This window comes from Paenibacillus sp. FSL H7-0331 (assembly GCF_001956045.1).
On the sequence record NZ_MRTH01000009.1, the window covers coordinates 36,121 to 57,914 of the forward strand.

Consider the following 21,794-nt stretch of genomic DNA (forward strand, 5'->3'; position numbering starts at 1 on the left):
TTACGAAGTCAACTTTGCCCAAAGCAAAGTTCTCAGGAGGTGCTTCAGAATGGGACCGAATAAAATAAAGGTGCGGCGTTTGCCATTGCTTCCTTTGCGTGGACTGCTTGTTTATCCGAGTATGGTGCTGCATTTGGATGTGGGCAGGGAGAAATCAGTAAAAGCGCTTGAGAAGTCCATGGTGGACGACAGCTTGATTCTGTTATGCTCGCAGTCGGAGATTAACATTGAAGAACCTACCACCGAAGATATATATCGCATTGGTACGATTGCCAAAGTCAGACAAATGCTGAAGCTTCCTAACGGTACGATTCGTGTACTCGTTGAAGGGGTAGTTCGTGCGGAGATTACCGAATTTTTAAATAATGATGAGTACTATGAGGTGCAGGTCAGGGAGCTGCCTGAACAGGAAACAAGCGATCCCGAGATCGATGCTTTAATGCGAACAGTTCTGCATCAATTCGAGCATTACATTAATTTGTCAAAAAAGGTAACACCGGAGACACTGGCAGCCGTTTCCGATATTGATGAGCCTGGTCGTTTGGCTGACGTCATCTGCAGTCATTTATCCTTGAAGATCAAAGACAAGCAGGATATTCTAGAAACGGTTCCTGTAAAGGATCGTTTGGAAAAGCTGCTTAGTATTTTAAACAACGAACGCGAAGTGCTGGAGCTGGAACGGAAAATCAGTCAACGCGTCAAAAAGCAGATGGAGAAAACGCAAAAGGAATACTATCTTCGCGAGCAGATGAAGGCTATCCAAAAAGAGCTCGGTGATAAAGAGGGACGGACAGGCGAGATTGAGGAACTGCGTTCGCTGCTTGCTGAGACTGAGGTTCCCGACAAGGTTAAGGAAAAGATCGAGAAGGAAATTGATCGTTTGGAAAAGCTGCCTGCAACCTCAGCAGAGGGCAGTGTTATCCGTAATTACATCGATTGGCTGCTTGGCATTCCTTGGTCCAATTTCACCGAGGATGATCTGAACATTATTCATGCTGAGGAAATATTGAATGAGGATCATTACGGACTGGAAAAGCCGAAGGAGCGCGTGTTAGAGTATTTGGCGGTACAGCAGCTGGTCAAGAAGCTGAAGGGTCCGATTCTATGTCTGGTAGGCCCTCCAGGAGTCGGTAAAACGTCAATCGCCCGTTCGATTGCCCGATCATTGGGTCGACAGTTCATCCGCATCTCACTGGGCGGCGTTCGTGATGAGGCGGAAATCCGCGGACATCGGCGTACGTATGTCGGTGCTATGCCGGGAAGAATCATTCAAGGCATGAAAAATGCGGGCACGACGAACCCGGTTTTTTTATTGGATGAAATCGATAAAATGGCGATGGATTTCCGTGGAGATCCGGCAGCAGCACTTCTGGAGGTGCTGGATCCGGAGCAAAACAGCACTTTTAGTGATCACTATATTGAGGTTCCGTTTGATTTATCCAATGTCATGTTTGTGACAACGGCGAATGCGGTGCACAATATTCCGCGGCCGCTGTTGGATCGTATGGAAGTCCTCTACATTCCCGGTTATACTGAAATTGAGAAATATAAAATTGCTCGCAATTTTTTACTGCCCAAGCAGCAGAAGGATCATGGACTGCGAGAAGATCAGCTGATTATCGATGAGCAAGCACTCATGAAGATTGTCAGGGAGTATACCCGAGAAGCAGGAGTGCGTAATCTGGAGCAGCAAGTAGCGGCTATATGCCGTAAGTCGGCGAAGCGTCTTGTTTCTGGTCAAGGTGAAATAGTTACGATCCATGCAGACAGTGTGAAGGATTTTCTCGGCCCAGCCAAATTCCATCACGGTATGGCGGAGGAAACCGATCAGATTGGTGCCGTTACAGGGCTTGCATGGACAGAGGTAGGCGGCGATACGCTCGTCATCGAGGTTACTGTGATGCCAGGCAACGGGAAGCTGACACTTACCGGTAAGTTGGGAGATGTCATGAAGGAATCTGCGCAGGCGGCGTTCAGTTATACACGTTCCCGTGTCGGACAGCTTCGTATAGCACCCGATTTTCATGAGAAGCTGGATGTACACATTCATATCCCGGAAGGCGCAATACCTAAGGATGGACCATCAGCTGGGATTACGATGGCTACAGCCCTGATTTCAGCGCTTACGAACATTCCTGTGTCCAAAGAAGTTGCCATGACAGGTGAGATTACACTTCGTGGCCGTGTACTGCCGATTGGCGGGCTTAAGGAAAAAAGCCTTGCAGCGCACAGAGCGGGTATTCGTACGATCATTATTCCGAAGGATAATGCCAAGGACTTGGAAGAAATTCCGGAAAGCGTGCGAAATGAACTGAGATTTATTCCGGTTACGCATGTCGATGAAGTACTGGAATATGCTTTAGTTAGGCCTGTAGGCGTTTAAGTAAAGGAGCACAGCTCCATAAAGAGAGAGTGGAATTTATTATGAAGGTCAATCAAGCTGAATTTATTATCAGCGCGGTTGGTCCGAGTCAGTATCCTGCCGACGCCTTGCCCGAGATAGCTCTGGCAGGGCGTTCGAATGTCGGCAAGTCATCACTGATCAATCGGCTCATCCAACGCAAAAATCTGGCACGTACCAGCTCCAAGCCGGGGAAAACCCAGCAGCTTAATTATTATAAAGTGAATGCGGACTTATATTTTGTCGATCTTCCAGGTTATGGATATGCACAAGTTTCCAAATCCAAACGTGAGATATGGGGCAAGTTTATCGAACAATATTTGCTGCACCGTGAACATCTTAAGCTGGTGCTATTAATCATTGATATTCGGCATGCGCCATCCAAGGATGACCAGACCATGTTTGCCTGGCTTAAGCATAATGATGTTCCCTTGGTTGTAGTTACGACCAAAGCAGACAAAATAACTAAGGGCCATTGGCAGAAGCATGTAAAGATCATCAGAGAAACACTGCAAATGGAAAAGCACGACCGTATGGTTTTATTTTCATCTGAGCTCGGTGTTGGTAAGGATGAATTATGGCAGGTCATTGAACAAGAGATTGGTTGGTCAGCACCTGAGCCTAAAACTGAGCTTGAATCGGGAGTTAAACCAACGGTCGAAACCAAGGCTGTACCGGAAACTAAACTTCAACCAGAAATCTAATTTTAAGGAAATGCGGTGGTGTTATATGCATTCAGCGTGTGTCGTTGAAATCGTCAAGCGGTTTAAGGAGCAAGCTGATGCAGATGCCGCTATGCCTATGATAAAGTATATGCGCAACCAGTTTGCATTTCTTGGGCTTCCGAACCCTGTAAGAACAAGTATTACGAAGCCATGGGTAAAGGAATTTGAGCGTTTAACAGAGGAGCAGCTCATACAGGCTGTTGAGGAGCTGTGGGATTTACCTGAAAGGGAATATCAGTACGCAGCCCTATCGTTGTTGGAGAAATACAAGAAAAGCTCAGGCACTGGACATGTAGATTTTTTAGAAAAAATCATCATCAATAAATCTTGGTGGGATACAGTAGATACGATTGCTTCTCACTTGGTGGGCGCATTTTTTTTGCGTTATCCCGAGCTGATTTCAGCTTATACAGAAAGATGGATACGATCAGATAATATGTGGCTGCAGCGTACAGCCCTTCTATTTCAATTGACATATAAACAACAGACGGATCAGGAACGCTTATTTTCATATATTTTGCTCTGTAAGGATTCAGATCAATTTTTCATACGTAAGGCTATAGGCTGGTCATTAAGAGAGCTGTCCAAATCAGATCCGCAAGCTGTTATTTCGTTTATGCAGCAATATACGTTGTCTCCATTAAGTCAGCGAGAGGCGCTTAAAGTGATCAATCGCAAACAACAAAGTGTCTCATCACAATCCATAGTCTAACTCATTAAGTAATCTACAGGGTAGGTTGCTTAATTTTGCATACATTGCAGCGAACCGCAGAACTTTGTAAGGGAAACAGAGGGATTCAGATATATGCTTGGAATTCTTCGAGGAAAAGGCGTTATTTTCTAAAATAAAACGGAATTTAATGAATTTATGACAGGAATATTAATGTTTTATGTAGTATACTATATATAAAATAATGAACTTATAGCTTTTTGTTTACAGCAGGGTATGTAAAGGGCTCGAAATTAAAGAATCGAGGGATTTTTATGGCAATGAGGTTAGCGACTGAATATGTCAAAACCTGCCTACAATTAACGGAAGCCGAAATGGCCATGTTTATTCAAATGTTTGTCGATCAGCAAGTAACCCTGCAGGTGAAAATTCTCGATAATGGAAATCAGGAAGTTGTACTCATGGATGATGCGGGTCAAGAAATTGTCCTGTCGTTCGAATTGCATTATGACACTTATGTATGCCTCGGCTCTTGCCGTATCCGCAATAAAACACTTGTTAATCTGATGCGCAAAGCAGTTTCAAATTTTAAAGGCAGTGCTACAGTTCATCGTATTTATGAAACTTATATTATGGTGTACGAATATGAGCGCGGCTCTGTAGTCCGAATTGTAGAAAGCAAGGATGGGCTTGAGCGGATTATTTATGAGCATAAAGATACATTAGGCTTGCTGGAAAGCTTATTCCGCAAGGACGAGGTGGAGCAAGAAATTGTGCGCATTAAATCTCAAGTGAACAACTTACTGGATCTGAGAAATGACATTCGTGAATTAGCTGTTCGTGAACAGATTGATGAACGTTTAAGTAAATTGACTCATCAATTGTTTGTACTCGAGGCTTAAGTATATATTTGGGTAAACGAATACTTCTGATTCCGCCATGGATTCAGAAGTATTTTTTTTTTGCCCGAAAAAAAAGTGTTGCATTTCCGTTCAATAGATGGTACTTTTAATCTCGTTGAAAACAAACAAAATAGGAACCAGGATTCACTCAGGACATTATTGTTGCGAGAGATTACTCCCTCGAGAAGTGAATGACGTAGGTCCTAGCGGATGAAATTTTTCAAACATTTTATTCCTAGGAAGGGGGAACCGAAAGATGGAATATTCGACTTTCGGAAGACACGTTGCTGTAGATACTTGGGGGGTTGATTTTGATCTTCTCAATAATGCAGAATGGTTACAAGCGCAAATGGTGGAGGCAGCAGAAGCATGTGGGGCGTCAGTGATGTCTGTACAGGCCAAACAATTCGAACCACAAGGTGCAACGGTTTTGGTATTGCTGTCAGAAAGTCATCTCTCCATTCATACTTATCCTGAGAAAGGTTTTGCCGCATTGGATTGTTACACTTGTGGTGAGACGGTAGATCCTCAATTGGCTATCGATTATATGGTATCCGTTTTGAAGCCTGAAACGACTCATGCCAAAAAGCTAATTCGTGGAATGGGTGAGCTCGTAGTTGAAACACCGGTAATCAAACAAATGCAGTTAATCAAATAGAGCAGTACGTTTTTCAATTAAAAACCTTAAAAATAGTACCCCGGAGAAATCCGCGGGTATTATTTTTGTTCATTAACCCCCATACACTGTACAAGACAGGCTCAGCTTGCTTACGAAGTTAGTTTTGTTACACAAAACCAAGTAGATGCTTACGAAGTTAGTTTTGCTTCGCAAAACTCTGAGGGGGGACCCCATGAAAAGAAAACGAAGGCTTGTATTCTATTTGCTATTGATTTTTTTGCTAGGGTGGCCGTTGTATCAAATCTATGTTATGGTGCAAGGGACATCCGAGAAGCAGGATGCCGGGAAGATGCTGTATCAGGTTTCATTGTTTCAGATGGAGCTATTAAGCAGCTACTTACAAAATGTTGATAAAGTGAAAGATACCGAAAGCTTGAATGCGCTGCGACAGGCGGTGTATACGGCTAATTTTACACATGATCATCTTGTGCTGGCTTTTGGTGATCCATCGCTTTCGTCTCTAGCCGGGTTACCGGAGCTTATGCAGTACATGCTGCGCCTGCAGGTTGGCGGGCAGCGTTCCTTACGATCAGATGAAGTACAAACATTAGTTGAGGTGCACAAGCAATTCAGCATTTTTTTCGATGCCTACGGCAAGCTGCTTTCTTCGCGCCTTGATATCAATTCATCGCAAAGTGCTATCATGGCCAAGGCTGATCAGGCAATATCCGAGCTGCTTCGCAAAAAAATGCAGCAGTAGCTTTCGTTTCCAGGAATAATGAAGGTGGTTTAATTAACGGACTGCAGTATAAAGCTGAAGGAAATGGTTGAAAATAATGTACATTACACCTCATGCAGCTTTCACAGTTTATACAAAAAATTTGTCGGAGAACCAGATTGTTATATGCTATAATAAACAGAGATTATTTGGAGGGAGGCAGGTGACACCTATGCATATTGTTGTGGCGGGCTTGAATTACCGGACGGCACCCGTTTCGATCCGGGAGAAATTTACGTTTGCCGAAGGAGATCTCCCTTTGGCGCTTAAACAGCTGAAAGAGACGAAGAGCGTCATGGAATCCGTCATAGTGGGCACCTGCAACCGAACGGAGCTATACATTGTCGTAGACCGTGAGCATTTATGTGGACATTATATTCGCGGATTTATAGAAAATTGGTTCGGTGTGTCGCGAGACGAATTCAATAGTCATTTGTATATTTATGAAAATGACAAGGCAATCGATCATTTATTCAGGGTCGCGAGTGGTTTGGATTCGATGGTTATTGGTGAGACTCAAATTCTGGGGCAGGTTAAGGATTCCTTTGCTTTGGCTCAACAAACCAAGACGACCGGGATTATGTTCAATACATTGTTTAAGCAGGCGGTAACGTTCGCGAAGCGCGCACATACAGAAACAGGTATCGGCGATAATCCCGTTTCGGTCAGCTATGCGGCAGTTGAGCTGGGCAAGCGGATTTTTGGCAGCTATGAGCATAAAAAAGTATTGATCATTGGTGCGGGCAAGATGAGCGAGTTAACGGTCAAGCATCTATATGCCAACGGTGCGGATAAGGTTATCGTAGCCAATCGGACCTTAACACGTGCTCAGGAGCTGGCTGAAAAGTTTCAAGGTGTAGCCTGTACCATGGACAAGCTGAATGCCTGTTTGGAAGAGGTTGATATCGTCATTAGCTCGACGGGAGCTGCTGAATTGGTATTGACTCGAGAACAAGTCGCGGCTGTCCTTCAAAAGCGTCGTTCACGTCCGTTATTCATGATTGATATCGCAGTTCCCAGAGACCTGGACCCAGCAATCGGCAGCTTGTCTAACGTCTTTTTGTATGATATCGATAATTTACAGTCGATTGTGAACACCCACTTACAGGAACGGCGGGAAACAGCTGTTATGATTGAACAAATGATTGCAGATGAATTGCAGACCTTTGAGCAATGGACCAAGACGTTGGGTATTAGTCCAGTTATTCAAGCTTTACAGACTAAAGCAAGCTCTATTCATCAAGAGACGATGGATAGTTTGATGAAGAAGCTTCCTGATTTGGATGAAAGAGAATTGAAGATCATCCGTAAATTAACCAAGAGTATCGTGAATCAAATGCTGCGAGATCCCGTAAACCGTATCAAGGAAATGGCTTCGGAACGGCACGGTGATGAGGCGCTGGACTATTTCACCAAAATATTCGCGTTAGAGGAGCAATTGGAAGAGCAGGAACGTGCGGAGCAAGCGGCTCGTCAGCTGGAGCTTGAAGACGTACAGAATCGTTGGAAAGAAGAACTGCTAACGAAGGTTTCCCTAAAGCCTGCTGAGGCCTTGTCCAAATCGTAATCGGAAGAGGTGCCTTGGTCAATGGTTACGAAAAGTTGGTTATACGATGCTATTATTTATATCTACGCCCTGAGCCTGCTGTTTTACTTCTCGGACTTTGTTGGTCCGAATCGAAGTGCAAAACGGATAGGGACAGGGTTACTTTCTTTTGTATGGGTTTTGCAAACGGTCTATTTGATATCCGGCTTGGTCTATCATGATCCAACGGAAGCTTTTTCTATGTTCGAGACACTGTTTATGCTGACCTGGCTGCTAGTCACGGTTTCGTTGGTTGTAAATCGTTTTATCCGAATCGAGTTTTTTGTGTTTATGGTGAATGTATTGGGGTTTGCGGTTCTTGCTCTTAATTTTTTTAGTAATCCGAAAGTATCGCCATCGCTCGCTTCCTGGAATATTAAGGATGAAGTGCTATTCATTCATATTTCTTTATCCATCTTAAGCTATACGGCATTTGTAGCGGCAGCAGTGTTTTCCGGCATGTATTTATTGCTGCACCAGCAGTTGAAGAGAAAGAAGTGGTCAAAACTGATGCAGAGATTGCCGAGTCTTGACAAAACAGATCATTATTCGTATGTTTCTGTCATTATCGGAACCCCTCTGCTGCTGTTGGGTTTGTCCATTGGTTTCGTTTGGATTGCGCTTGAAGGAAATGCGGCATTATTTTTTGATCCTAAGGTCATAAATTCCTGGTTTGTTTTGCTAGCCTACGTTTTCTATTTATTTCAAAGGGTTATGCTGAAGACACCGGGCTATAAGCTTGCGTTATGGAATTTAGCAGCTTTTTTCATTATGGCACTCAATGTAGTGTTTGCGAATTTTTATTCTTCGTTTCACCAATGGTCGTGATACCATGAACAATATAGATTATTATCCTGTACTGGTTAATTTGAAGAACAAACCCTGTGTGATTGTTGGTGGAGGCCACGTAGCAGAACGGAAGGCAGGTTCGCTGATAGAAGCAGGTGCATCTGTAACCGTGATAAGCCCAGACTGCAGTCCACAGATTGAGGATTGGATGCAGCAGGGAGCTCTGACGATACTTCGCGAATTGTATTGTGCAGGAACACGGGAAATTGAACAATCCATACTCGTATTCGCCGCTACCGACAATCCGGAAATTAATGAAGCGGTTCGTCTGGAAGCAGAAACACTGGGCAAGCTGGTTACAGTGGCTGATAATACGTCTGGCAGCAGCTTCATCGTTCCGGCTATGGTCCGTCGCGGCAAGCTGCTCATCTCTGTCTCCACTGGAGGTGCCAGCCCGACGATTGCCAGAAAGATCAAACAAGAGCTGGAGCAAGCCTACGGGTTCGAATATGAAACTTATCTGGATCTTGTGCAGGAGCTTCGTTGGTTGATTCAATCACAGGTTGAGGATATAGAGGATAGACTGCAAATGCTTAGAGTGATGCTGGATTGGGAGCTTATGTCCTTAATCCGTTCCTCAGGTACGGATACATACTGGAAGCAGGAGCTCATAGACAGATTGTCTGCTGAACCAACTATTGCGAGAATGAAGCAAATCGGACTTTGGATTCAACAATACATCAAAGAGGGAGAGACATATGCGTAAGATCGTGGTGGGAACAAGACAGAGCGCGTTGGCCCTGACACAAACCGGGCAGGTTGTTGAGCATCTACGGGAGATCAGTCAAAAGCACGGCATCCCATGTGAATTTGAAATCAAAAAAATTATTACCAAAGGTGATCGTATCCTTGATGTGACACTGTCCAAGGTGGGCGGTAAGGGCTTGTTCGTGAAGGAGATAGAGCAGGCTCTAATGGACGGTGAAATCGATCTGGCTGTTCATAGCATGAAAGATATGCCATGGGAGCTTCCAAAAGGTCTTATGATCGGTGCGATCCCGCTGCGAGAGGACCCGAGAGATTGCTTGATTACGCAAGGCTCACTTCAACTGAATGATCTCCCTCAGGGTGCTAAAGTAGGGACAAGCAGTCTGCGTCGTTCTTCCCAGCTGCAGCATTATCGGCCTGATCTCAAGATTGAATCCATTCGTGGCAATATCGACTCCAGGCTCAAAAAACTGGAATCTGAAGGCTTTGACGCTATCCTGCTGGCAGCTGCCGGCTTGCATCGCATTGGATGGACAGATCGCATAACATCCTATTTGCCTCCAGAGGTTTGTCTGCCAGCTGTTGGCCAGGGTGCGTTGTGTATCGAATGCAAAGGTGACAATATAGAAGTGCTGGAGCTGCTTGAGCATTATAACGATGAACGGACAGCGCTTGCTGTGTCTGCAGAACGAAGCTTTCTGGGACGGCTCAATGGCGGCTGCCAGGTACCGATAGGTGCTTATGCAACCGTTGAAGGTGAACTAACAAGCGGAGCTTATCAAATCACCATGACAGGTATGGTAGGCTCGCCTGATGGTCAGCAGATACTGAAGGAAACTATGAATGGAACCGATCCGGAGCTGTTAGGTGTTAATCTGGCAAATGCTTTGATAGAGCGTGGGGCTTCCGATATTTTGGATAAAATAAGGGGTTGACAAGAAATGTCTAAAGGAGTCGTATATCTCGTAGGGGCAGGACCTGGCGATCCCAAGCTCATCACAGTACGTGGATTAGAGGCAATAAAGCGTGCCGATGTCGTTGTATACGACCGTTTGGCAAGTCCCAGACTGCTGAGACATATGAAGCCGGGTGCTGAGAAAATATTCGTTGGCAAGCTGCCGGACAAGCATATGTTGAAGCAGTCGGAAATTAATCAGTTACTGGTTGATCTGGCTTTGCAAGGCAAGATAGTTACGCGCTTAAAGGGAGGCGATCCGAGTGTATTTGGCCGGGTTGGCGAGGAGGCGGAGCTGCTTGCAGAGAATGAGGTAGCATTTGAAATCATACCTGGCATCACTTCTGCGATCGCTGTTCCTGCTTATGCCGGTATTCCAGTGACGCATCGTGACTTTACTTCATCCTTTTCCATAGTAACCGGACATGAATACAAGAATAAAACCTACAATGGTGTAAACTGGGAAAATCTGTCGCAAGCTTCAGGCACATTGATCTTCCTGATGGGTGTAGCTAACCTCGAATTTATATGCAACAAGCTTATAGAAGGCGGTAAAACGACCTCGACTCCAGTCGCTTTAATTCGTTGGGGAACGTGGATGGACCAAGAGACCATTACAGGAACCTTGACTGATATTGTCGAAAAAGTGCGGGTTGCTAATTTCAAATCTCCTGCGGTTATCATTGTTGGCGAAGTGGTAAAGCTGCGCGACAAGCTAGCCTGGTTTGAAAAGAAACCTTTATTCGGTAAACGTATTTTGGTTACTCGTGCAAGAAGTCAGGCGAGTGAACTGTCCAATCTGATCGAGGATTTGGGTGGAGAAGCTGTCGAATTTCCGGTAATCCGAATTCAAGCTACTTCTCAAGCTGCTGCACGCACTGCGCTTGGAGACGCTTTGCAGCGGCTGGAGGATTTTGATTGGGTTATATTCACAAGTGTTAACGGTGTGGATCATTTCTTTGAAGCTATCCGTGAACAACAAATAGATATTCGTAGGATGTATAAAGCAAAGATTGCTGCCGTGGGTCCCAAGACATCAGAGGCGTTGAGAAGTAGAGGATTGCTTGTTGAATTATTACCCTCGAAGTTTCACGGAGATGAGCTGCTGGCATCGGTTACGGAACAATTGAAGCCAGGACAACAGGTTCTGCTGCCAACTGCTGATATTGCCAAAGAATACATTCCAGCGAGGCTAAGGGAATTAGGCTTGCAGATCACTGAGGTAGATGTATACGAAACTGTGCTTGAAACAAGTGGTGGTACGGAGATTATCGAAATGCTTGAGCAGAAGGTGTTGCAGATCATTACTTTCACCAGTTCCTCGACAGTGACTAACTTGTTCCATGCTTTAAAAGAATTAGGTGTGGACCATCCGCTTGAGCTGATCAAAGATTGCCAAATCGCCTGTATCGGGCCGATGACTGCGCAAACCGCCATTGAGGCCGGACTGACCATAGATTATCTAGCAGAAGAAGCAACAGTAGAATCCTTGGTAGCCAGTTTATATAAGAATTAGAGATTATAGATACATCACGGGAGGTAGAAGGATATGGCTTTTCCAATTATTCGTAACCGTAGATTGAGAGGCTCGGCTGCATTACGTAATTTGGTCAGAGAAACGAATGTGACGATTCATGATCTTATATATCCTATATTTATAACGCACGGAACAGGAATCAAGGACGAGATTTCATCTATGCCTGGTGTGTATCATTATTCATTGGATTTGCTTGAGGAAGAGCTTCAGGAAATCGTTGACCTGGGTATTCAATCAATCCTTGTATTTGGGGTTCCCGATCACAAGGATGCACACGGAAGCTCCGCTTACGATGCACATGGAATTGTGCAGCAAGCAACACGCCGCATAAAAGAGCTTCAGCCGCAGCTCGTTGTGATTGCTGATACGTGCCTTTGTCAATTTACAGATCATGGCCACTGTGGAGTGGTACATTTCGACGAGCAGAAGCAGCGTGCTGATGTGCTTAACGATGAATCACTTGAATTGCTGGTACGCACTGCGGTTTCACAGGCGGAAGCAGGCGCAGACATTATTGCTCCGTCCAATATGATGGATGGTTTTGTATATGCGATTCGTCAAGGCCTGGACGAGGCAGGATATGACCAAATTCCGATTATGTCCTACTCGGTTAAATTTGCTTCAGCGTTCTATGGACCTTTCCGGGAGGCTGCTCATTCAGCTCCTCAGTTTGGCGATCGCAAGACGTACCAGATGGACCCGGCTAATGGACGTGAGGCGCTTCGTGAGGCACAGTCCGATGTGTTGGAGGGTGCTGATTTTCTGATGGTGAAGCCAGCCTTGGCTTATATGGACCTCATTCGTCAGCTGCGTGATCAATTCGATCTGCCGCTTGTCGCTTATAACGTAAGTGCCGAGTATTCGATGGTCAAGGCTGCAGCCATGCAGGGCTGGATCGACGAGCGTGCGATCATTATGGAGACGATGATTGGCTTCAAGCGTGCCGGAGCAGATCTGATCATTACTTATTTCGCCAAGGATGTTGCACGTTGGCTGCGTGAATAAAGTACTGGCACGGGTACTTCGTACAATCAATAGGGAAGTCAGAAGCTTTTCCCATACAGCCTCGGTTGTGTGAGAAGGGCTTTCTTTTTTATGCAGGAAGTGCGCCCTTGTCATACATTTGTCGGAATCTGAAGGGGCAATCAGTTGTTACATGCTGCTAAATAGGGCATAATATGAGTAGATCAATTAAAGCTTACGAGGTCAACTTTTCTTAAGGAAAGTTCTTGGGAGTATACGGAAATGAGGAAAAGCGGATGAGTTACAAGGATACGTTTATCAAAGCTTGTAAAAAGCAGGAGGTAGATACACTGCCAGTATGGTATATGAGGCAGGCGGGACGCTACGATCCGGATTACCGCGTTATTAAGGAAAAGTACAGCTTGCTCGAAATTTGTCAACAGCCTGAACTGGCTGCCGAAGTGACCTTGATGCCAGTGAAAAAGCTCGGTGTGGATGCGGCTATATTATATTCTGATATTATGAATCCTGTCGCTTCGATTGGTATTGATTTTGATATTGTCAAAAATATTGGGCCTGTCATCCATAATCCGATTCGTTCTTCAGCTGATGTGGAGAAGCTGCGTCCGATCCAGGTGGAAAAGGACTTATCTCATGTCATAAAAACCATCGAGATTTTGGCTGCAGAACTTAAAGTTCCCTTGATTACATTCGCAGGGGCGCCATTCACAATCGCCAGTTATTTGATAGAAGGCAAGCCATCCAAAAGCTATATTCGGACCAAAGAGCTTATGTACAGCGAGCCTGCGGTCTGGTTTCAATTGATGGATAAGTTGGGCGACATGGTTATTACATACCTGAAGGCTCATATCGCTGCTGGTGCAAAAGCGGTGCAACTGTTCGACAGCTGGGTGGGTGCTCTATCTCCCAAAGATTTTCAACATTATGTGCTGCCTACGATTAAGCGTATTTTTGCCGAGCTAAACCATCTGGATCAACCCAAAATTTATTTTCCGGGCGTAAGCTCGGGCGAGCTCCTTCCTTTGCTGCAAGAGGTAGAGGCTGACGTTATTGGTCTGGACTGGCGTGTATCTGTACCGGAAGGACGCAGACGTTTGGGATCGAAATTCGCAGTTCAAGGTAATCTGGACCCTTATGTGCTTACTGCGCCTATGTCGGTCATCAAGGAGCAGGCCAAGCTTATTATCGATCAGGGCATTCAAGAGCCGGGTTATATTTTCAATCTCGGACATGGTTTATTTCCTGAGGCGTCTATTGATAAATTACACGAACTGACGGATTTTGTTCATTCTTATTCAACATCCGCTTTGGCTGCAGCCAAACAAGGAAGTGGTATATAAATGTCAAAACAGCGAATTGGTGTACTGGTCATGTCATACGGGACGCCTGAGAGCTTGGATCAAGTGGAGGCGTATTATACGCATATCCGCAGAGGAAGACCGCCTACAGCCGAACAGCTCAAGGATTTAACAGATCGTTATGAAGCCATAGTCGGTGGTTTTTTTCCACTCAGGGAAAATACGAATAAGCAGGTAGAGTCATTGGAAGAACGCTTGAACGCTGATCATCCCGACTACTCTTTTGTCTGCTACCAAGGCTTGAAACATGCGGAACCGTATGTAGAAGATGGTGTAGAGCAGATGGTCAAGGATGGCATTCAGCAGGCTGTTGGTATCGTCCTCGCGCCGCATTACTCTCATATGAGCGTCGGCAGCTATATCAAACGGGCACGAGACAAGGCTGATGAGCTTGGACTTTCTATTCAATTTGTCGACAGCTACCATCTGCATCCACAGCTTATCCATGCACTCTCTGTACGTGTACATGATGCACTGCAGCGTTTTGATGGTATAGATAAGTCCGATATTCGTGTTGTATTTACAGCACACAGCTTACCTGAAAGCATTCTTGGAACAGGTGACCCCTATACAGAGCAATTACTGGAAACTGCGCGAGCTGTTGCGGCACAGACAGGCATTACGAATTGGCAGTTTGGCTGGCAAAGCGCGGGTCGTACGGGAGTTCCTTGGCTCGGACCGGATATTCTTGATATTTTGCGAACCGTAGTAAAGGAAGAACAGATCCGCAACGTCCTTGTGTGCCCGGTCGGCTTTGTATCTGATCACTTGGAGGTCTTGTACGATCTTGATATAGAGGCACAACAGGTAGCTCAGGAGTTGGAGATGCATGTGGAGCGTACGGCTTCACTTAATACCGATCCCTTGTATATGGAGACGTTGAGTGATGCGGTTTATTCGAAAGTAAATGGTTGAACAAAAAAAGCCCGATTGTTGAATCGGGCTTTTACTGAAATCATGAAAAGCGAAATCTATTTTGCTTGAAGATCGTAAAGTCTAACCTCGTAGCTTGGCAAGATCAAGCTTCATCTCGTTGCCGAGAAAGGTCAATATTTGTCTTTCCTGAAAATCACGGATAACCTGCATCAGGATAGGCTTCTGCACACCAGCCATTTGGGAAACCTCATCGTAGTTAAGCATCATCTTGATGGTTACGATACTACCTGAGCGAATACCATTTTTGTTGGCAAGCTTTATGAGGCTTTTGATGACTCTTGACCTGGCATCCAGGAAGGTAAGATCATGAACGTGCTGGTTCGTGTCGCGAAGGCGATTACACAGCTCCTGCATAATACAGAGAGAAATGTCGAAGTTGGATTTTAACATGTCCAAAAAGTTAGGTGCCGAAAGGGCAATCATCACGCTGTCTTCCAGTGTTTGGGCAGAAGCCGAACGCGGCTTGCCGTCAATCAATGAGAGCTCTCCAAAGCTGTCACCTGTTTTGAACAGGGAGAGAATCTTTTCTTCACCGGAAGTAGCTGCTGTATAAATTTTTACCGAGCCGCTGAAAACAATGTAGAATACAGAGCCAAGCTCTTTTTCATGAAATAAAACAGTATTGGCTTTGAACGATTTTTTGGAACAAATATTGGAAATGATCGTTAACTGGGAATTGTTAAGACTGGAAAATAAGGGTACCTTGCGCAAAAAGTCGATCATTGTTTCCCCCCGCTTCTTTTGCTGGAAAATAGTCCGAGTATAAATTCAGTTCGAATAATTATATATCGATTTTCCTTGATTTTCAAGACATTTTATCGTAAAGAAAGGGGCATGGCATTGAAACCAACCCAACGAGACGACTCACGTTCATCGAAGGCATTTGCAGAAGCCAAGCAGTTTATTCCGGGAGGTGTTAATAGCCCGGTTCGCGCATTTAAATCGGTAGGTTTAACCCCATTGTTTATGGAACGGGGAGCGGGTTCGAGAGTATTCGATATTGACGGAAATGAGTTTATTGATTATATCGGCTCATGGGGTCCGCTAATTGTTGGCCATAGTCATCCGGAAGTCGTAGAGGCGATTAAAAGCGCAGTTGAATTAGGGACTAGCTTTGGCGCGCCGACTGAGCTGGAAACGCGTATGGCCAAGCTGGTCATTGAAAGAATTCCATCCATGGACATGGTAAGAATGGTCAACTCCGGTACAGAAGCAACCATGAGTGCTTTGCGATTAGCCAGAGGTTATACGAACCGTCCGAAGATTTTGAAATTTGAGGGCTGTTACCATGGTCATGCAGATGCGCTGCTGATTAAAGCGGGATCAGGCGTAGCTACTCTGGGATTGCCTGACAGTCCAGGAGTGCCGGAGAGTGTCGCAGTCAATACCATCACAGTGCCTTACAACGATCTCGATTCGATCCGTGTTGCCTTTGAAAAATACGGAGAGGAAATCGCCGCTGTCATCGTAGAACCGATTGCAGGGAATATGGGCGTCGTGCCACCGCAACCGGGATTTTTACAGGGTCTTCGGGATATTACGACAAGTTATGGCAGTCTGCTAATATTTGATGAAGTCATGACCGGCTTTCGGGTCGACTTGGGCAGTGCTCAGGGACTTTATGGAATCAAGCCGGACCTTACCTGTCTCGGCAAAGTCATTGGTGGCGGCTTACCGGTAGGCGCTTATGGCGGCAGACGCGATATTATGGAAATGATCGCGCCAAGCGGTCCTATTTATCAGGCTGGAACATTATCCGGTAACCCATTAGCTATGGCTGCTGGCTACACTACGCTTCGTTTGCTAGGCCAGCCTGGAGTTTATGAGGAGCTGGAGCGCAAAGCGGCTCGATTAGAGGCCGGATTTATCTCCAATGCCAAAGAATTTGGCATTGCCTGCACGATCAATCGTGTCGGTTCGATGATATGCCCTTTCTTTACGGATCATCAGGTGACTAATTATGAGACAGCCAAGACTTCGGACCTGCAGCGATTCAATCGTTATTTTGCCGCGTTACTCGACAATGGGGTGAGTGTGGCACCTTCCCAGTATGAAGGGATGTTTATATCAACTGCGCATTCTGACGAAGATATTGAGCAGACTATTAAGGCTCATCATGCTATTATGAAACAGCTGTAGCCAAACGGAGCTTTCCAGGATGTTGTTGAATAGCAATCGCTTAAAGAAAAAAGGATCAACCCTCGTTGAATGCGAGTGTTGATCCTTTTTATCATTTAACGGGTACTGTAGTAGTTTCTGTTGAAGCCCCGGTTGTAGATCCTCCAGAAGGTGCTGTTGGTGAAGCAGGGGGTGTGGTTACAGGTGTGTTAGGCTTAGTTGTTGCATCTCCAGTTGCTGGCGTGTTCTTGGTAGATGCATCACTCGATGATGCAGGTGTATTCTTGGAAGCATCATTTGCTGCAGGCGCATTCTTGTAAGCATCGCTTCCAGCAGGTGGGGGAGTATTGGGTACAGATGTGCTGCCCGTTCCTTGCCCCTGTTGATTAGATCCACCCGTCGTAGATGATGGGTTGTTAGTAGTCGGATTCGTTGTGCCTCCAGAAGCTCCTGCTCCTGCTGGAGTGGTCTCACCTGGCTTAACTGGATCTGTTGTTACCGGATTACCGTTACCGCCTTGCTGAGTATTAGGATGCGTGGTCGTATCTTTTCCAGTATCCTTGGTACCATGATTAGTAGCAGGAGGTGTTGTTTTGCTGTTGTCTGTGCCTTGTGGAGGCTTGGTCGCATCCGATTGCGTGTTAGGCTTAGTAGACTCGTTGGTGCCGGATGGCTTATTGGTTCCAGTATTTGCAGCAGGAGTCTTGGTCTGCTCCGTATCTGTTGTTTTGGCTGGCGTTGGTGTTGTCACAGGTGCCGGATTATTTTTGGCTTTTGCTTTAAGCTCAGCTTGCTCTCTCAAAAAGTCAGGGTGATCGAACGCACCGCCGGCATTAATTGAAGATAACCCATCCCAAACCCTGTTGGCTACTGCATCCTCAGGATGATCGTAGACGAGAAAAGCGGATGGTAATCTGCGTTCACCGTAACGGCTGGAAGGCTTGGTGACCAACTCGCCGTTCACAACCAGCTCGGAAGAGGCACCCCCATCCAGGAAGCCTGCGTTGACTACATCATCCGCAAGGAACAATTCCTGAATTTCTTTCAACGTCGCTCCAACACTTTGAGTCGAGCGGCCGTCAGCTACGATAAAAATGACGGTTCCATCGGCTTTTTGACCAACTCCGGTCCGCGGCGCACGGCTAATGTCATTGATGGGAAGCGGTTTTCCATTTGCAATAACACGCGGATAAAAGGAAGCCGCCTCGGATATACCCATTTCTTGTAATTCAAACATATTATATTTACCGACGACGAGTGTACCTTCCTTGGTAAAGCCAACAATATGCTGTGCGACACTGCTATCCTGGTCCGTATAAATCACTTCTCCACCGGAGATAACAGCCCCAATAGCAGCAAAGCCATTACCTAAGCCCTCGGGATCGTCAAAACCTCCGGCATTGACTCCGGCTACAGCGCCAGTGCGTTTTACCATAGAAGAGATTTTTTCACCTTCACCTGGTTTCGCTGGTGTCATGAGACGAATCGATTTGGGATCATACACATACATCCGTTTGCCCTTCCAGAACGTTCCTGAGACGTCTTCTACTTTAATTAATTCATCGATAGTTCGATTCTTGCGAGTGATCGCAGAGGTAGATTGAACTGTAACCATGTTAAACTGCTGCTTTTCCTCGGCATTTTCTTCGATAAACTGTCGCATTTTTTGAAGCATGCTGTCACGCTGCTCTGTTCCTACAAATATCCAAGCCCAATCACGATGCTGGGTAATAATGACGGTATTAGCCATCCAGATGCGCATTTCCGTCCCAACCGGTGTCAAAAACATAAAGCTGGAAACCATAAAGGTCAGTATCGTAAATCCCAATAGTGAGCGCTTAAACCAACTCCAATCACGAAGTTGCTGTCGGGTGGATTGGAGAAATTGTAGTGCATTACTCAATGTGTAGTCCTCTCCCAAGTTCAAAATAAAATCAATAAATACTATTCATTCTATCATATTATTTGGTTGTTTAATAGAAGTCCTGATGCGAATTTGCTACAATGAAATATAAAGTTTTGTGAATTGAGGCGATAATTGCATGGATAAATACAGTCTGTACGGGATTACACTGGAAACCCTGGTTGTGATGTTTGGTTTTTTCCTTGTCTTCGGAGGTCTTGTGGCTTACGGTGTTATTTATATGAAGAAGGTGCGGAAGCCGTGAAGATGTCTTGGAGCAAAAAGGGGGAATGGCTGGAGCTGTTATTGCCAGAACCTCTTGAAACAGAGCTCGATTTAGGTAATTATATCCGAATACCCGTGCTTTTTTTGAAAAAACTTATCAAAAGCGGTGGTGTATCGATAAAAGGCTCCCGGGTTCGTCTGAAGCTGTTTCCGAATGAACCCCTACAGGATATGCCGGTATGGGCTCCTTTAGACGTGTTGTATGAGGATGATTTTTGTATGGTTGTCCACAAGACTGCAGGCATGAAGGTTCATGGAGACGGGTCCAGGAAAGGCAGCGAACAGACGACCTTGGCTGATGCCGTTGCCTTTTACTATGAGAGCACAGGACAGCAGTGCAAGGTGCGGCACATCCATCGCCTGGATGAGGATACGACAGGCCCTGTGCTGTATGCCAAGCATGAATGGGTCCAGCTGATTCTGGATGAAGACATGAGAAATAAATCCATACAGCGCAGCTATGCTGCGATCGTACAAGGACAATCAGCTCTTTTATCTGGGACTATAGACGAGCCTATCGGTAAAGATCGGCACCATTCAGCGCGCAGACGTATATCGGTGACAGGGGAGTGGGCGGTGACCCACTATGAGGTTGCGGAGCAGTTAAATCAGGCTATGCTTGTCCGACTTCGTCTGGAAACGGGAAGAACTCACCAAATTCGTGTTCATCTCAGCCACATCGGGTTTCCAATATGGGGTGATTCCTTATATGGCGGTCCCACTAAAGGAATCAATAGACAGGCTCTGCATGGCGAGAGCTTAGCATTTGAACATCCTCTGAGTGGTGAGAACATCATTGTTACAGCACCCTGGCCGGAAGATTTTCTAAGGCTGTATACGGCACTTCAAAAAATATAGTCATGCTTATCCCCCGAAAACCATATAAATCTAAAGACAACTGAAACTGATTAACCGATGGATACGGTTTGCAAGATTTAGTTTTCGGAGGGAGGACAAGATATTGGCTGAACAGCAGAATGGATTGCGGTTCGATATTTATGAGCGGGTGCATTTGTCTGAAGGAGTTGCCGGCATTAAACAATTGGAAGATGTGGAACTGGTTCCCCATATTCAGGTTGTGCCTCAAGGGGATCAGGCTCTTCTAAGAGGTAATCTGCTTCTATCCGGCACCTATGTAGATGAGCAGGATGCCGTGAATCGTACGTTGGAGCACCTGATTCCGGTAGAAATTACATTGCCGTTGAACCGGGTGCATCGTGTTGAGGATATTGCCGTTGAAATTGAAAATTTTGATGTTGATATTCTTTCAGCCCGAAGCCTCAATATTACAGGAGTGTTATCTTTAAATGGGCTTGAGGAAGTCATTGTAGCTCCAAGTGCTGATGAGATCTGGAATCATAGTTCGGATGAGGTGCTTTTTGTACATGAGGCGCCTACTCCTGCCAGAACTGACACATCTGTACCGATTTTAAACGAGGCTGACTATATACAGCCTGCTCAAGAGCGTTCGCCATCTTCAGCTTACAATGACCCGCCGGATGACTTAAGTGGTTTGACGGATGGTGGAGACGAGGAAGAGGAGGAATGGCTCGAGGACGAAAGCGATGAGGCTCTCGATGCGTTTCAGCATCAGCAGGCTGATAACTACTCAAGCTATGCGGCAGAGGAGAAGATAGAGCCGAGAGTTGCTTTTAACGGGAAGACGTCTGACTCACCCACTCAACCCGTAAAACCAATCGGTTTGACCTCATTGCTGCAAAGCTCCTCGTCAGTCAAAGCGGAGCAAAGATTAGCTGAATCGGAGGCAGCACAGAGTGCTCCCGCTCCGGGTGACCGATTGGAATGGAAAAAGCTGCTGCTAAGCTCAACAAGTGAGAAGCAGGAATTCCGCCGTGTTCGGTTGTGTATCGTACAAAAGGAAGAAACCTTGGAAATCATTGCGAAGCGCTATGAATTAAATCCACGTGAAATTGCACTGTTCAACCGACTGGCTGAGCATGAAGTTTCCGTAGGACAAATCGTCTATATTCCCAAGTAAACGAAAATGTCCGATCAAACCTGAATATGGGTTTGAATCGGGCATTTTTGGCTATAATAAGGATAAAACCTTGGTTTATAGGCGGATATGTTATTGACTCCATCGGTAATGTTGTTTATCATAGATGTAATCATATGTTTCAATAACTTGGAAAGGGAATAGTAGGCAGCTAACCCATCAGAGAGCGGAATTGTTACGCTGAGAGGTTCCGTAGGATGTAACTTGCCGAAGTCGCCCTGGAGTTGCAGTATTAAAGGCAAGTCTAAGAGTTCAACAGTACCATTTCGTATGGTTCCTTGAATGCTTGGTTTGCGGATAGATGCTGCCGGTATCAGCCGTTATCTGTTGAAGTGCCGCATAGTGGGCAGTAATTTGTCAGCCCAAGCCTTTTTCATATGCGGAATAAAGGTGGTACCACGGAAGCAGATCCTTTCGTCCTTTGCGGCGAAGGGATTTTTTTGTTGCCTATGAAAGTGGATGGG

Annotated in this window: 20 protein-coding genes and 1 other annotated feature; of the genes, 18 read left to right on the forward strand and 2 right to left on the reverse strand. The window is 45.6% G+C overall.

Annotated elements, in window-relative coordinates:
* Positions 1-49 precede the first annotated feature (49 nt).
* The 14 genes from lon (at position 50) to hemH (ending at position 14,986) form a co-directional block, all read left to right on the forward strand.
* Complete coding sequence (lon, locus tag BK127_RS14980; protein WP_076231466.1) at positions 50-2,383, forward strand: endopeptidase La; 2,334 nt, start codon at positions 50-52, stop codon at positions 2,381-2,383.
* A gap of 41 nt (positions 2,384-2,424) precedes the next feature.
* On the forward strand, positions 2,425-3,105 hold the full coding sequence (gene yihA / locus BK127_RS14985; protein ID WP_076231469.1) for a ribosome biogenesis GTP-binding protein YihA/YsxC: 681 nt from the start codon (positions 2,425-2,427) through the stop codon (positions 3,103-3,105).
* Positions 3,106-3,130: 25 nt separating this feature from the next.
* Positions 3,131-3,838, forward strand: a complete 708-nt coding sequence (locus BK127_RS14990) for a DNA alkylation repair protein (protein WP_076231471.1) — start codon at positions 3,131-3,133, stop codon at positions 3,836-3,838.
* A gap of 272 nt (positions 3,839-4,110) precedes the next feature.
* Positions 4,111-4,698 (forward strand): non-ribosomal peptide synthetase module, encoded by a 588-nt coding sequence (locus tag BK127_RS14995; protein ID WP_076231474.1) that lies wholly within the window; start codon positions 4,111-4,113, stop codon positions 4,696-4,698.
* A gap of 256 nt (positions 4,699-4,954) precedes the next feature.
* Positions 4,955-5,356, forward strand: coding sequence for an adenosylmethionine decarboxylase (gene speD / locus BK127_RS15000; RefSeq protein WP_076231477.1), 402 nt, complete (start codon positions 4,955-4,957; stop codon positions 5,354-5,356).
* Positions 5,357-5,549: 193 nt separating this feature from the next.
* On the forward strand, positions 5,550-6,077 hold the full coding sequence (locus tag BK127_RS15005) for an S-adenosylmethionine decarboxylase (protein WP_076231479.1): 528 nt from the start codon (positions 5,550-5,552) through the stop codon (positions 6,075-6,077).
* A 190-nt stretch (positions 6,078-6,267) separates the two neighbouring features.
* Positions 6,268-7,662 carry a glutamyl-tRNA reductase gene (gene hemA, locus BK127_RS15010; RefSeq protein ID WP_076231482.1) on the forward strand — a complete coding sequence of 465 codons (1,395 nt, stop codon included), beginning with the start codon at positions 6,268-6,270 and terminating at the stop codon, positions 7,660-7,662.
* A 21-nt stretch (positions 7,663-7,683) separates the two neighbouring features.
* The gene (locus BK127_RS15015; protein ID WP_076231484.1) at positions 7,684-8,508 is read left to right on the forward strand and encodes a cytochrome C assembly family protein; all 825 of its coding nucleotides are present in this window, start codon (positions 7,684-7,686) and stop codon (positions 8,506-8,508) included.
* A gap of 4 nt (positions 8,509-8,512) precedes the next feature.
* On the forward strand, positions 8,513-9,235 hold the full coding sequence (locus BK127_RS15020; protein WP_076231487.1) for a precorrin-2 dehydrogenase/sirohydrochlorin ferrochelatase family protein: 723 nt from the start codon (positions 8,513-8,515) through the stop codon (positions 9,233-9,235).
* Positions 9,228-10,172, forward strand: a complete 945-nt coding sequence (gene hemC, locus BK127_RS15025) for a hydroxymethylbilane synthase (RefSeq protein ID WP_076231489.1) — start codon at positions 9,228-9,230, stop codon at positions 10,170-10,172. Before BK127_RS15020 ends, hemC begins: the two co-directional genes overlap by 8 nt.
* 6 nt (positions 10,173-10,178) lie before the next feature.
* Positions 10,179-11,708 carry a uroporphyrinogen-III C-methyltransferase gene (gene cobA / locus BK127_RS15030; protein WP_076231491.1) on the forward strand — a complete coding sequence of 510 codons (1,530 nt, stop codon included), beginning with the start codon at positions 10,179-10,181 and terminating at the stop codon, positions 11,706-11,708.
* Between the two features lie 33 nt (positions 11,709-11,741).
* The gene (gene hemB, locus BK127_RS15035) at positions 11,742-12,734 is read left to right on the forward strand and encodes a porphobilinogen synthase (protein WP_076231494.1); all 993 of its coding nucleotides are present in this window, start codon (positions 11,742-11,744) and stop codon (positions 12,732-12,734) included.
* A 254-nt stretch (positions 12,735-12,988) separates the two neighbouring features.
* Positions 12,989-14,053: a uroporphyrinogen decarboxylase gene (gene hemE / locus BK127_RS15040; RefSeq protein ID WP_076231496.1), complete on the forward strand. Its 1,065-nt coding sequence runs from the start codon at positions 12,989-12,991 to the stop codon at positions 14,051-14,053.
* Positions 14,054-14,986, forward strand: a complete 933-nt coding sequence (gene hemH / locus BK127_RS15045) for a ferrochelatase (protein WP_076231499.1) — start codon at positions 14,054-14,056, stop codon at positions 14,984-14,986.
* Between the two features lie 81 nt (positions 14,987-15,067).
* On the opposite strand, the gene BK127_RS15050 is transcribed toward hemH, so the two are convergent.
* Entirely contained in the window at positions 15,068-15,730 is a 663-nt protein-coding gene (locus BK127_RS15050) for a Crp/Fnr family transcriptional regulator (RefSeq protein WP_076231502.1), read from the reverse strand.
* 111 nt (positions 15,731-15,841) lie between these two features.
* Here BK127_RS15050 and hemL point away from each other — a divergent pair, with 111 nt between their 5' ends.
* The gene (hemL, locus tag BK127_RS15055; protein WP_076231505.1) at positions 15,842-17,146 is read left to right on the forward strand and encodes a glutamate-1-semialdehyde 2,1-aminomutase; all 1,305 of its coding nucleotides are present in this window, start codon (positions 15,842-15,844) and stop codon (positions 17,144-17,146) included.
* 91 nt (positions 17,147-17,237) lie between these two features.
* Here hemL and BK127_RS15060 read toward each other — a convergent pair whose 3' ends face one another.
* A complete protein-coding gene (locus BK127_RS15060; protein WP_076231507.1) occupies positions 17,238-19,028 on the reverse strand; it encodes a phosphodiester glycosidase family protein in 1,791 nt (596 codons plus the stop codon).
* 139 nt (positions 19,029-19,167) lie between these two features.
* On the opposite strand from BK127_RS15060, the gene BK127_RS44805 reads away from it, so the two are divergent.
* From BK127_RS44805 to BK127_RS15070, 3 genes are all read left to right on the forward strand, one after another.
* Positions 19,168-19,293 carry a hypothetical protein gene (locus BK127_RS44805; RefSeq protein WP_256711325.1) on the forward strand — a complete coding sequence of 42 codons (126 nt, stop codon included), beginning with the start codon at positions 19,168-19,170 and terminating at the stop codon, positions 19,291-19,293.
* Positions 19,294-19,295: 2 nt separating this feature from the next.
* A complete protein-coding gene (locus BK127_RS15065; protein ID WP_076231510.1) occupies positions 19,296-20,171 on the forward strand; it encodes an RluA family pseudouridine synthase in 876 nt (291 codons plus the stop codon).
* A gap of 103 nt (positions 20,172-20,274) precedes the next feature.
* Positions 20,275-21,312: a LysM peptidoglycan-binding domain-containing protein gene (locus tag BK127_RS15070; RefSeq protein WP_076231512.1), complete on the forward strand. Its 1,038-nt coding sequence runs from the start codon at positions 20,275-20,277 to the stop codon at positions 21,310-21,312.
* A gap of 139 nt (positions 21,313-21,451) precedes the next feature.
* Positions 21,452-21,755, forward strand: a binding site (T-box leader).
* Positions 21,756-21,794: the final 39 nt, after the last annotated feature.